General features: G+C 62.2%; 10 protein-coding genes. 5 read left to right on the plus strand and 5 right to left on the minus strand.

The window, feature by feature from the left end:
- Nucleotides 1-289: 289 nt before the first annotated feature.
- The 5 genes from lysS to PZN02_RS08280 all read right to left on the minus strand — a co-directional run bounded on the left by lysS (nt 290) and on the right by PZN02_RS08280 (nt 6304).
- Entirely contained in the window at nt 290-1786 is a 1497-nt protein-coding gene (lysS, locus tag PZN02_RS08260; RefSeq protein ID WP_280661093.1) for a lysine--tRNA ligase, read from the minus strand.
- A 10-nt stretch (nt 1787-1796) separates the two neighbouring features.
- Entirely contained in the window at nt 1797-3254 is a 1458-nt protein-coding gene (gltX, locus tag PZN02_RS08265) for a glutamate--tRNA ligase (protein ID WP_280661094.1), read from the minus strand.
- Between the two features lie 443 nt (nt 3255-3697).
- Nucleotides 3698-4453, minus strand: coding sequence for a TerC family protein (locus PZN02_RS08270; RefSeq protein WP_280661095.1), 756 nt, complete (start codon nt 4451-4453; stop codon nt 3698-3700).
- A gap of 115 nt (nt 4454-4568) precedes the next feature.
- On the minus strand, nt 4569-5408 hold the full coding sequence (locus tag PZN02_RS08275) for an AraC family transcriptional regulator (protein ID WP_280661096.1): 840 nt from the start codon (nt 5406-5408) through the stop codon (nt 4569-4571).
- 200 nt (nt 5409-5608) lie between these two features.
- On the minus strand, nt 5609-6304 hold the full coding sequence (locus PZN02_RS08280) for a TetR/AcrR family transcriptional regulator (RefSeq protein WP_280661097.1): 696 nt from the start codon (nt 6302-6304) through the stop codon (nt 5609-5611).
- A gap of 260 nt (nt 6305-6564) precedes the next feature.
- On the opposite strand from PZN02_RS08280, the gene PZN02_RS08285 reads away from it, so the two are divergent.
- From PZN02_RS08285 to xylB, 5 genes are all read left to right on the plus strand, one after another.
- Entirely contained in the window at nt 6565-7779 is a 1215-nt protein-coding gene (locus tag PZN02_RS08285; RefSeq protein WP_280661098.1) for an HlyD family secretion protein, read from the plus strand.
- A gap of 29 nt (nt 7780-7808) precedes the next feature.
- Complete coding sequence (locus PZN02_RS08290; protein WP_280661099.1) at nt 7809-9395, plus strand: DHA2 family efflux MFS transporter permease subunit; 1587 nt, start codon at nt 7809-7811, stop codon at nt 9393-9395.
- Nucleotides 9396-9517: 122 nt separating this feature from the next.
- Nucleotides 9518-10639 (plus strand): metallophosphoesterase, encoded by a 1122-nt coding sequence (locus PZN02_RS08295; protein WP_280661100.1) that lies wholly within the window; start codon nt 9518-9520, stop codon nt 10637-10639.
- Nucleotides 10640-10747: 108 nt separating this feature from the next.
- Complete coding sequence (locus PZN02_RS08300; protein WP_280661101.1) at nt 10748-11785, plus strand: LacI family DNA-binding transcriptional regulator; 1038 nt, start codon at nt 10748-10750, stop codon at nt 11783-11785.
- A gap of 10 nt (nt 11786-11795) precedes the next feature.
- Nucleotides 11796-13250 (plus strand): xylulokinase, encoded by a 1455-nt coding sequence (gene xylB, locus PZN02_RS08305; RefSeq protein WP_280661102.1) that lies wholly within the window; start codon nt 11796-11798, stop codon nt 13248-13250.
- The last annotated feature ends 12 nt before the right edge of the window (nt 13251-13262 follow it).

Raw genomic sequence — 13262 nt, forward strand, 5'->3', positions numbered from 1 at the left:
GATTGGCGAAGGGGCGTACCCGGATGTACGTCCGAGCCGATCGCCTCTGAGCCTGGCGGAAAGATGCCCGGCCCTTCGGGTTGGCTGAAACGGGCCGCCTGATCGACCGGCCGGCTTGGACGTATGCTTTGGCTACGCCGCGCGCCGGCCGGTCGACCATCCGACTCCGTTTGAGCCAACAGAACTGTTTCCATTTAACCCTGAAGGGCTCTAAGGCAATCCGTCGCGACAAAAGCAAAAAGCCCGCCGGGTGAAGGGCGGGTCTTTACGCATGGCTGTCCGCGCGGGTTTAGTCGGCCTTGTGGCGTCGGGCCGGGAACAGGATGACGTCGCGGATCGACGGCGCGTCGGTGAGCAGCATGATCAGGCGGTCGACACCGATGCCGAGGCCCCCGGCCGGCGGCATGCCCTGGTCGATCGCATCGAGGAATTCGTCATCGAGCTGCTTTGCCTTTTCGCCGCGCGCATGCGCCTGTTCGAGCTGCTCGACCATGCGGGCGCGCTGCTCTTCCGGATCGTTGAGTTCCGAGAAGGCGTTGCCGAGTTCCCAGGTGTTGCAATAGGTCTCGAAACGCTCGACGAGGCGCGGCTCGCCCGGCACTTCCTTGGCGAAGGGCGAGATGTCCTTCGGGAAATGCGTGACGTGGGCGGGCTGGATCAGCGTCTGTTCCACCTTTTCCTCGAAGACGAAGGCCAGGCATTCGCCCCAGGTCCAGTCCTTCTCGACCTCGAAGCCGGCGGCGCGCGTGGCGGCACGCGCCTCCTCGTCGGTCTTCATCGCCAGGAAGTCGATCCCGGTGGCTTCCTTAACGGCGTCCGGCATGGCCACGCGGCGGAACGGCCCCTTGAAGGAGATTTCCTTGTCTCCATAGGTGAATTCCGTCTTGCCGTGGACCAGGAGCGCCAGTTCGGCGAACAGCCGCTCGACGAGGTCCATCACGTCCTCGTAGTCGGCGTAGGCCCAGTAGCACTCCATCATCGTGAATTCCGGATTGTGCCGGGTGGAGACGCCTTCGTTGCGGAAGTTGCGGTTGATCTCGAAGACCTTGTCGGTCAGCCCCGAGACCAGCGTACGCTTCAGGTAGAGTTCGGGCGCGATGCGCAGGAACATGTCGAGCTTCAGCGTGTTGTGATGCGTCTTGAAGGGCTCGGCGGTGGCGCCGCCATAGACCGAGTGCAGCATCGGCGTCTCGACTTCCATGAAGCCATCATTTTCCATGAAGCGGCGGATCCCGGATACGATCCGGCTGCGCTGCTGGAAGCGGAGCTTCGACTCCTCGTTGGTCATGATGTCGAGATGACGCTTGCGGTAGCGCAGTTCGATGTCGGAGAGGCCATGCCACTTCTCCGGCATCGGCAGAAGCGACTTGGTCAGCATCGTAATCGTTTTTGCGTTGATCGTCAGCTCTCCACGCTTGGTGCGGCGGACGATGCCCGTAACGCCGATGATGTCGCCGATGTCGATCATCGGCAGCAGCGCCCGCGCCTCTTCCGGGGTCGTGTCCTTGTGCGAGAAAATCTGGATCTTGCCGGAAGCATCATGGATATCCATGAACATGCCGGAGTTGCGCGAGGAAAAGACGCGACCGGCGACGGTCACGACGTCCTGCGTTTCGGTGTCCGGCTCCAGGCTTTCATATTTCGCCGCGAGTTCCGCATTGGTCATCGTCCGGTGGAAATGCGCCGGATAGACGTCGCCGATCTGCTCGCGCAGCAGCTTCAGCTTCTGTGCACGCACTTCTGTAGCGTCGGAGGAAAGGCTGGCCGTTGCTGTCTTCTCGTTCATGGTCCTGTCCTTACTTTCCGCTGCCGGCCATCGATGCGACCACCTGGGCCGCGACCTTCAGGCGCTGGCGCACAACCGCGCGGCCGAGCAGTTCCATCGAATCGAACAGCGGCAGCGAGCGCTGCGAGCCCGACACGGCGACGAAGAGCGGCGCGACGATGGCTTTCAGCTTCTTGCCCATGCGCTCGGCGACCGCGCGCAGTTCCGCTTCGATCGATTCCTTGTTCCATTCGAGGATCTTTTCAAGATCCGGCTGGACGGTATTGAGAATCTCGAGCAGTTCCTCGGGCGAGGCTTTCACGCCGGCAAAGGCCGCCGGCTGCAGGCCGAGATCCGACTTGAACAGGAAGGCGGTGAGGTCGGGCAGTTCGCCGAGCTTCGAGATACGCGACTGGGCGAGCTTCAGGCCCTCCTTGAGGCGATCGTTTTCCGCCGCCCAGGCGAAGATCCGTGCGGCGAAGTCTTCCTCGGAAAGCTTTTCGCGGATCCAGCGCGCGTTCAGCCAGTCGAGCTTCTGGATATCGAAGATCGCGCCGGCCTTCGAGAGGTTTTCCGGATCGAACTTTTCCGCCAGTTCGTCCATCGTCAGCAGCTCTTCGCCTTCGGCGATCTGGATGAAGAACAGGCCGAGGAAGTTCATCAGCGCTTCCGGCAGGTAGCCGAGCGCCGTGTAATAGGAGATTGACGTCGGGTTCTTGCGCTTCGACAGCTTCGACTTGTCGGCATTGCGCATCAACGACAAGTGCATGAACTTCGGCGGTTCGAGACCGAGATACTGATAAATCAGGATGTGCTTCGGCACCGAAGCCAGCCACTCCTCGCCGCGCGCGACGTGGGTGATCTTCATCAGATGGTCATCGACGACGTTCGCCATATGATAAGTCGGCATGCCGTCGGCCTTGAGCAGGACCTGCATGTCGACCGCGTCCCACGGAATCTCGACGTCGCCATAAACGCCGTCGTGGAACTTGCACGAGCCTTCGGTCGGGATCTTCATACGCACGACATGCGGCTCGCCGGCCGCGACGCGCGATGTCACTTCCTCGGCCGAGAGGCTGAGGCACAGGCCGTCATATTTCGGCGGCTTGCCGGCGGCGCGCTGTGCCTCGCGCATCTGCTCCAGCCGCTCGGGCGTGCAGAAGCAACGGAAGCCGTGGCCGTTCTCGACGATCTTCTCGACGTATGGCTTGTAGATGTCCTTGCGATCGCTCTGGCGGTAGGGACCGTAGGGGCCGCCGATATCGGGGCCTTCTGACCACTTCAGCCCACACCATTTCAGCGCGTCGAGCACCTTCTGTTCGAACTCCGGCGTCGAGCGCGTCGCGTCGGTGTCCTCGATGCGCAGGATGAATTCGCCGCCGTGCTTCTTTGCGAAGAGATAGTTGAACAGCGCAATATAGGCTGTGCCGACATGCGGTTCGCCGGTGGGTGAGGGTGCAATGCGCACCCGGACTGATGAATCTGCCATGGTCTTTGCCCGTTTCGACGTGCTTTTGGGCCCTTGCCGGAGTGCATTTCCAGCTTGTGGGCGCGCATTTTATGGGAAGGAAAGGCCCACAAGGGTGCCGCACCAGCGGTATCGGCGGGCAATTCCAATCGGCAGGCGTGAGACCATAGAAAGCCCCGCATGTCAACGGAAAGTGGACAGGCCATTTTGTTGGAACGTTCACGGTCGTCAGGCGTTTATCCAATCGAGGACGCGGACCGTGCCAACCGGACGCGACGGAAGTGGAGAATGCGGGAATTTTTCCGGTTTCTTCTCGTAACCAACGAAAACGGTAGTCGAACTCCCAACCCGTCCGGTTCGTATCCTCACTTGTCTCCCGCAGTCAAAGAGGCCTGCATTCTGCGAATGCAGGCCTCTTCATTTGGCGTTTCGCGCGTGGCTATTGCACGCTTTTCCTGGAATTGTCAGTGCAGCTTCTTGGCCTGCTGTTTTCTCAGCCGGGCGTTGCGCGCCATCATATTCAGCATCTCGACGAGGGCCGAGAACGCCATGGCGGCGTAGACGTAGCCCTTCGGAACGTGGAAGCCCATTCCCTCGGCCATCAGCGTGGTGCCGATCATCAGCAGGAATGCAAGCGCCAGCATCACGATCGTCGGGTTCCTCTCGATGAAGTTAGCGAGCGGCGTCGCCGCAAACAGCATGACGGTAACGGCGACGATCACGGCGATGACCATGATCGGCAGATGCGGGGTCATACCGACAGCGGTGATGATGCTGTCGACCGAGAAGACGAGGTCGAGCAGCAGGATCTGGCCGATCGCTGCGGCAAAGCTGTTGATCGCCGAAGACGCGATGAAGTCCTCGCCATGATCGCTCGGATCGACGTTGTGGTGGATCTCCTTGGTTGCCTTCCAGACAAGAAAGAGACCACCGGCAAGCAGGATCATGTCCTTCCAGGAGAAGGCGTGGCCGAGGGCTTCGAAAACCGGCTCGGTCAGTTGCACGATCCAGGCAATGGTGCCGAGCAGCGCCAACCGCATGACCAGTGCAAGGCCGATGCCGATGCGGCGGGCGCTGACGCGGCTTTCGGCGGGAAGTTTGTTCGTGAGAATTGAAATGAAGATCAAGTTGTCGATGCCGAGCACCACCTCCATGACAATAAGCGTGATCAGAGCAACCCAAGCCTCGGGGCTTTGGGCGAGCGTCAGGATTTCCTGCATCGGCGATCTTTCCTCTCCTACTGGGCGTGTCGTCGCCCGGGATTCGCCGGACTATTTAAGGAAGATCGCCGCAGTGGCAAGCGCTGCTGCTGTTTCGCGGCTGCGTTTTTACCGTTTACTGTTTTATCGGCACCCAAATTTCGACGACGCCCATCCCCGTGCGAGGATCGAAGCGGTCGTCATATCTTTCCATCATGTCCGGAAGCTGGCCGTGCTCCAGCCCGGATTGCGGAAACCACGACCCGAAAATGTGATGGGCAGTCGTGGAGATCGCCGATATGTGTCCTTTGTGGAGGAATACGGCATAGCGTTGCCTGGGCAACTTCAGAACGGTAAATTCGTCCGGCAATCCGTCCGTATCGTCGACTTCCACCGAGGCCATGTAGCGAAAGCGCCCGGCCTCGCCGTCCGACTGTGTGCATACGCCATAGGCGACATTCCCGCGCTGGCCGGGCACATTGCCGAAATGGGCGTTGAAGCGCTGCCAGAGCGAGGGGATACCTTCGGTGCGATTGTAGTCATAGGTTTCAGCGAGACCGGCGAGGAGAAGCCCGGGGCTCTCCTCGAAACGGGGCGGTTCGATCTTCAAGGTGCGTGCGTCGTTCATCCTGATCGGCTCCATCAGTTCGACATTGCGGACGTGCCCTTGCTTGCGGACTGATTCGGGTGTCACGCCGAACTGCTCGCGAAAGGCACGGGTGAAGGCCTCGTGCGAGCCATAGCCCGCATCGAGGGCCACTTCGAGAATGCTGGATGTGCCATTGGCGAGGGCCTGCGCGGCGCCGCTAAGGCGCCGGCCGCGGATATAGGCGCTGATCGAGCGACCGGTCGAAAGCCCGAAGACGCGTGACAGATGGTAGCGCGAAAGGCCCGCGGCCTCGGCGATCTCGTCGAGCGATATATCCTCGGCGAAATGGCTCTCGATGAACCAGATCGCCCTGCCGATGGCACTCATGCTCACTCCCGTAATGGACACGCACGTCTTACGGCCTCACGGCCGGCTGCGTTTGATCGCAATTGCTCGATTGGTAGAGAATGGTGCCGCGCGAAGCGAAGCTACTGCATGCTTCCTTGATGGTAGCCGATTTAGCAATAAAGACACGCCGTAATTCAAAGTGCCGCAGCGTCCTTTGCGCGACGCGGTGGGCCCGGGCTTTAGCCGTCGTTCGATTTCTGACCGTAGGCCGCCAGGAAGACGCGGATGGCCGATCTTACGTTCTTCTCGATCCGGTCGGCCGTGGGTGCCTCGCACATGCCGAAGAGGCGGCCCTTGAAGATTCCGGCCGAGGACAGTTCGATGAATTGTTTCGCGGCTAACTCCGTGTCATCGATCGATAGCGTGCCAGCCTCGACCTGCTGGTCGAGATAAGTTTTCAAGACCGTGTAGCCGTTCTCCGGCGTTGCCGTGAAGAACCGCTGCGCCAACCGCGGCATCCGATCGATCACGCTGAGCACTGTGTGCATGGCCCGGATCGTGTAGTCGGACGTAATGCTCGTCACCAGCATTACGCCGAAATCAAAAAGCGTGTCTTCGAGTGGCGCGTTGTCGTTCAGCAACTGCTTGACGCTCATCACGATGCGGCTGCGCTCGCGCGCGATCAGCGCCTCGAACAGGTCCTCCTTGTTTTCGAAATAGACGTAGAGCGTGCCCTTCGAAACGCCTGCCTCGCGGGTGATATCGTTCATGCTGGCAGCGTCGAAGTTGCTCCTCATGAAAACGCGTTTTGCGCCTTCGAGGATTTGCTCGCGTTTGGCCGGATCCTCGCCGGCAGCGTGCCGCCCACCGCTCGAAGGGTGCTGTTGCTGATCCTGCAGGGGTTTTTCCTGCTGTGGGCTTTTCGCTGACGTCATGGCTACCGGACGTTTTCACTCCTCACATTAAGATGATCTTAGATGAAATTTTACCCAAAACCATAAACACGGCCGATTCCAACAAAGACAAGGGGCGGGAAGGAGCCCGCACACTTTTCTTTGCCTTTGCCAATCTTTGCGCTTTGCCAAGCAATCGAACCATCCAGTTCGATTTCCTCTTGATATGCGACCCAAAAGGCATTATGTCAAGTTCAATCGAACCGAACGGTTCAGTTCAATCCAATCCAAGCCGGTGTCATATGTCCGCTTCCAGCACCTCCAGCGCTGCCCGTGTCCGTCCCGTCGGCGATGATTTTGAAGTCGTGGATTCTCCGAAGGCCGAAGTTACTGCGCCCGCAAGCGAGGCTCCGTCGGTCGCCGAGCGCCCGGTCGCCGATGTTGCCGCGCCCCAGAAAAAACGCCGCAAGCCGGTGTTGCCGGTCCTGGGGCTGGCGCTGCTCGCTGCCGCTGCCTGGTACGGCTATGACTGGTGGACCAACGGGCGTTTCATGGTTTCGACCGATGACGCCTATATCGAGGGCGATATCGCGACCATCTCGCCGAAGGTGTCCGGCTATGTCGCGAAGGTTGACGTGGTCGCTAACCAGCATGTGAAGGCCGGTGATCCGCTGGTGACACTCGAGGACGGCGACTATCGCATCGCTGCGGAGCAGGCCGAGGCGCAGATCGCCACGCAGAGGCTCGCGCTCAGCCGCTTCGATGCGCAGATCGCCGGGGCAAAGGCGAGCCTCAGTCAGGCCGAAGCGCAGAAGACAGCCCTTGAGGCGACCGTCCGCGGCGCCGAACTGACGCAGAAGCGCGCCAGCGACCTCCAGTCCAAGGCCGTCGGAACGGTCGCCTCACGCGACAATGCCGATGTCGCGCTCGATCAGGCGCGCGCAAATCTTGCCGGTGCCGAGGCCAACATCGCCGCGGCCAAGGCGAATATCACAGTGCTCGAGGCACAGCGTAGCGAGGCGGAAAGCACGATCCGCTCGCTGGAACTCGCGCGCGACAAAGCCAATCGCGACCTGGGCTTCACGGTGCTCAAGGCACCCTATGACGGTGTCGTCGGCAATGTCGCGGTTCAGGTCGGCGACCTCGTTTCCGCCGGACAGCGTCTGGCGGCCCTCGTGCCGGTGGACCAGCTCTATATCGATGCCAATTTCAAGGAAACGCAGATCGCGCATCTGGTGCCGGGCTCCAAGGTCCAGATCCATGTCGACGCCTATGATGACCATCCGATCGAAGGCACGGTCGCCTCGATCGCGCCGGCATCCGGCTCGGTCTTCTCGCTGCTGCCGGCAGAAAATGCGACCGGCAACTTCACCAAGGTCATCCAGCGCGTTCCTGTGCGCATCAAGCTGCCGGCCGACGTGCTGGCCGAAGGGCACTTGCGCGCGGGCCTGAGCGTCGTCGTCGACGTCGATACCCGCACGGCGCCCGATCAGTCGAAAGTGGCTGCAGCAAAGTAAGGCCGCGTAGCGGACGAGGAGTGGCAGAGATGGCCGCAACGGCAACGGCGGGCTCGGTCGCGGCAAGCGCGCCCAGGGCCGAGGAACAGATGGACCCGAGACGGCTGATCGCCTTCTTCGCGATGGTGGTCGGCATGTTCATGGCGATCCTCGACATTCAGATCGTGTCGGCCTCGCTCGCCGAAATCCAGGCCGGCCTTTCGGCCGGATCGGACGAGATCGGCTGGGTGCAGACGTCCTATCTGATCGCCGAAGTCATCATGATCCCTTTGTCGGGCACGCTCGCGCGCATCGTCTCGACACGGGTCTTGTTTTCCGTCGCCGCGGCCGGCTTCACGGCGTCGAGCGCACTTGCCGCGACTGCCACCAATATCGACCAGATGATCGTCTACCGGGCGATCCAGGGCTTTATCGGCGGCGGCATGATCCCGTCGGTCTTTGCTGCCGCCTTCACGATCTTTCCGCCGTCGAAGCGTAATGTCGTCTCGCCGATCATCGGCCTCATCGCAACGCTCGCGCCGACCATCGGCCCGACGGTCGGCGGCTATCTAAGCCACGCCTTCTCCTGGCACTGGCTGTTTCTCGTCAACGTCATCCCAGGCATCATCGTCGCGACGCTCACCTGGACGTTCATCGACTTCGACAAGCCCGAATTGGGGCTGATGAAGAAGTTCGACTGGTGGGGGCTCGCCTCCATGGCGATCTTCCTCGGCTCGCTCGAATATGTGCTGGAGGAAGGTAACGCCAACGACTGGTTCAATGACGATCACATCGTCCTGGGTGCGGTCGCCACCGCACTTGCGGCGATCATCTTTTTCTATCGCGCGTTCAAGGTCGAGTTCCCGGTGGTCGATCTCAGGGCCTTCACCAATCGCAACTTCGCCTTCGGCTCGCTCTTCTCCTTCGTCATGGGCATCGGCCTCTACGGCCTTACCTATCTCTACCCGCTCTATCTCGGGCGCATCCGCGGCTACGATTCGCTGATGATCGGCGAGACCATGTTCGTCTCCGGCCTTGCCATGTTCTTGACGGCGCCGGTCGCCGGCTTCCTCTCGGGACGGCTGGACCCGCGGGTGCTGATGACGATCGGCTTTGCCGGCTTTGCGGCCGGCACGTGGACGATGAGCCAACTGACCGCCGACTGGGATTTCTGGGAACTGCTCGTGCCGCAGATCCTGCGCGGCTGCTCGCTCATGCTCTGCATGGTGCCGATCAACAACATCGCGCTCGGCACGCTGCCGCCCGCCCGCATACGCAACGCCTCCGGCCTCTACAACCTGACCCGCAACCTCGGCGGCGCCGTCGGCCTTGCGGTCATCAACACCATCCTCACGCAGCGCCAGGATTTCCACTATGCCCGGCTTGCCGAGCACATCCAGTGGGGCAACCCGGTGGCGGTCGAACGGCTCAGGAACATGGCCTCGAACTTTACCGCCCATGGCCTCGACGGAGCGACGATCGCGGTCAAGCAATTGGCGGCGATGGTTCAGAAGCAGGCGGTGATCCTGTCTTTTGTCGACGTCTTCGTGATCCTGACGGTATTGTTCCTGTCGCTGATCATTGGCGTCATGATGATCGCCAAGCCGCAGGGCGCCGGCGCCGGTGGCGGCCACTGAAGGAAGATGCGGCACGCTTTACGTGCCGCATCGCCTGCTGCACACTCCATAGCGGCTGAAGCCGATGGGCCAACCAGTTCCGTTCGTGCCGGAAGCGGCCTTCGCTGCGGGAGGTGTCCAAAGTGAGCAATCCGGATTGCTGCGGCCTGTCCCGGCGCACCTTTCTCGCGACGGCCGCGGGCGCAGGTCTGTCGCTTGTCGGCGGTCGCGTCCGTGCTGCCAATGCATGGCCTCCCGTCGATGCCACCTTTCTTTTCTCAAGCGACATCCACGCCTGCATCGTTTCCACCGAAGGACTGGCACCGAACTGCGAGGCTGAGGGCAAGACCGACGCCAGCCTCCTGCGCCACGTCGCGGCGCTCAACGCCATTTCCGCGCAGCGCTGGCCAGCGACGATCGATGGAGACCCGAGCGGCCTCGCCAGTGCGGGCCAGAAAATCGAGCGCCCGCTCGGCCTTGTTCTCGGCGGCGACATCACCGACGATGGCGGCGGTCAGGTTCGCCAGCCCCGCGAGGGACGGCAGTTGCAGCAGTTCCAGAACCGATACGAGCAAGGTCCGGGCCCGCAGCACATTCACTTTCCCGTCTATGTCGGGCTCGGAAACCATGATCTCGACCAGGACGGTCCGCCACCGAATGTCGATTGGTATCGCCGGGAACTGCGCGATTATGTCGAGCTTACCCACCGCCAGACCGTGTTCTACAAGCCGCCGGTGCCTGTGACGAATTACGATCCGTTGTCGGACAGCTATTCCTGGGACTGGGGCGGCCTGCATCTTGTCCAATTGCAGCGCTTCGGCGGCGACGAGACCAAGGGCGCGGTGAGTGGTCTCGGCTGGCTCAAAGGGGACCTTGCATCCTATGCCGCTGACGGCCGGCCGATCGTGCTGTTCCAGCATTATGGCTGGGATGCGTTTTCGACGGAGGTCTGGGACACAACGGCGGAGACCTTTGACGATCAGGGAGACGGGAAGCCCCACTGGTGGAGCCCGGAGCAGCGTCAGACGTTGCTCGACGTGCTGAAAGGCTACAATGTCGTCGGCCTTTTCCATGGGCATGAACATGAGAGGGTCATGGCCTACCGCGCCGACGGCGTCGATCTCTTCAAGCCGAAGGCGGCCTATCTCGGCGGCTTTGCCGTCGTTCGCATCACCGACGCCTTCATGGACGTGGCTTTCGGCGAAGCCCAGGGTGAGGCCGGCGGCATCGGTTTCACCCACGCTTTCAGCAAGCGCTTCACCTGAAATAAAACCCTCGCTGGAAGATGGCGGATCCGGTTTCGTGCGCGGTGGCGACATTTTTGATTTACGTACATCAAAAATTCCTCTAAGGGGGTTCCTCGGGAGGAAGGAATGCGACCAACGGTTCACGATATCGCCGCGAAAGCGGGCGTCAGCCTGGCGACGGTCGACCGGGTTCTCAACAATCGCCCTGGCGTCAGAAGCGTCACGCGTGACAAGGTCGAACGCGCGATTGCCACGCTCGGCTATGTGCGCGATGTCGCTGCCGCCAACCTCGCCAAGGGTCGCAACTACCCCTTCGTATTCATCCTGCCGGCAGGCGATACTTCGTTCATGCGCGGACTCGAGGGCGAGGTGCGTGCCGCGATGGCGCGTTCCGCTTCCGAGCGAACGCAGATCACCATTCTTCCCGTTCCGGCCTTCGACGCAGGGGCCCTCGTTCAGGCGCTGTCGGAAGCGCATCAGCGCCGGCCTGCCGGAGTGGCCGTCGTCGCCGTCGACGCCCCCGAAGTGGCCGAAGCGGTGAAGCAACTGCGGGGCGACGGCATCGCGGTTGTAACGCTCGTGTCGGACCTGCCGGGATCAGGACGCGATCATTTTGCCGGCGTCGACAACATGGCGGCAGGACGCACAGCCGGGACCCTGATGGGCCGCTTTACCGGTGGCCGCGCGGGTCCGATTGCCGTGCTGGCCGGTTCGATGCTGGTGCGCGACCATCGCGACCGGCTTGAGGGTTTCAGCGCCGTCATGGCCGAGGAGTTTCCGACGCATCGGCTGCTTCCGGTGATCGAAGGGCAGGACGATCCGGTCCTTGTCGAAAAGCTCGTGTACGCGCTCGTCGAGCGCGAGCCGGACCTGGCGGGCATCTACAGCCTCGGTGCCGGCAATCGCGGTCTCGTCGCCGCGCTCGAGAAGACCGGCAAGAACAAGACGATCTGTACCATCGCCCACGAGCTGACGCCGCACAGCCGTGCCGCGCTTCGGTCCGGCACGATCGACGCCGTGCTCAACCAGGATGCCGGGCACGAGGTGAGAAGCGCGATCCGCGTTCTGAAGGCTAAGGCCGACGGGCTCGCCGTTATCCAGGCGCAGGAACGCATCCGCATCGACATTTTCCTGAAGGACAACCTGCCGATCGAGCAGGCATAGGAGGACACCCATGTATCTCGGACTGGATCTCGGCACGTCCGGTGTGAAGGCGATGCTGATCGATGACGAGCAGAAGATCATCGGCTCGGCATCGGGAGCGCTCGACGTTTCGCGGCCGCATCCTGGCTGGTCGGAACAGGATCCGGCGGAGTGGATCCGCGCCGCGCAAGAGGCGATCGCCGGTCTCAAGACGGCGCATCCGGACGCGGTTGCCGCCGTCCGTGGCATCGGCCTTTCCGGCCAGATGCACGGCGCGACGCTGCTCGACGAGAATGACGCCGTGCTTCGGCCCTGCATTCTGTGGAACGATACCCGCAGCTTCCGCCAGGCCGCAGTCCTCGACAGCGATCCGCAGTTCCGTGCGCTGACAGGCAATATCGTTTTCCCCGGGTTCACCGCGCCGAAGCTCGCCTGGGTGCGCGAGAACGAGCCGGAAATTTTCGCCAAGGTGCGCTGGGTCCTGCTCCCCAAGGATTATCTCCGCCTGTGGCTGACCGGCGAACATATGTCGGAAATGTCCGATTCCGCCGGCACATCCTGGCTCGACACGGGCAAGCGCAAATGGTCGGAGAGCCTGCTTGCGGCGACCCATCTCGATGAACGGCAAATGCCGGAGCTCGTCGAAGGCACGGACAGCGCCGGCACGCTCAGGCCGGAACTCGCCAGCCGCTGGGGCATGGGCACTGGCGTCGTCGTTGCCGGCGGCGCTGGCGACAACGCGGCCTCGGCCTGCGGCATGGGCACGGTCGGCGAGGGGCAGGCCTTTGTGTCGCTCGGCACCTCCGGCGTACTATTTGCGGCGAATGCCAGCTACCTTCCCAATCCGGAAAGCGCGGTTCATGCCTTCTGCCATGCGCTCCCGAACACCTGGCACCAGATGGGCGTCATCCTTTCGGCGACCGATGCGCTAAACTGGCATTCGGGCGTCACTGGCAAGAGCGCCGCGGAGCTTGCCGGCGAACTCGGCGAGGTGCTGAAGGCGCCCGGTTCCGTCACTTTCCTTCCCTATCTTTCCGGTGAGCGCACACCCCACAATGATGCGTCGATCCGCGGCGCCTTTGCGGGACTCGGCCACGAAAGTTCGCGTGCGGTGCTGACGCAGGCGGTGCTCGAAGGCGTCTCCTTCGCCATCCGCGACAGCCTGGAGGCGCTCCGCGCGGCCGGCACGAGACTCCAGCGCGTGACCGCGATCGGTGGTGGTTCGCGCTCACGCTACTGGCTGAAGTCGATCGCCACGGCGCTGAACCTGCCCGTCGACCTGCCGGCGGAAGGCGATTTCGGTGCGGCTTTCGGCGCGGCTCGGCTCGGCCTTATCGCGGCGACCGGCGCCGATGCTGTCGCAACCTGCTTTGCACCGGCAACGGCCGAAACCATCGCGCCGGAAGCGTCGTTGGTTTCGGCCTATGAGGATGCCTATCAGCGTTATCGTCGCCTCTATCCGGCAATCAGGGATGCCACGCTATGATCAGCCGCGGCA

It is taken from the genome of Sinorhizobium garamanticum (assembly GCF_029892065.1).
Classification (GTDB): Bacteria; Pseudomonadota; Alphaproteobacteria; order Rhizobiales; family Rhizobiaceae; genus Sinorhizobium; species Sinorhizobium garamanticum.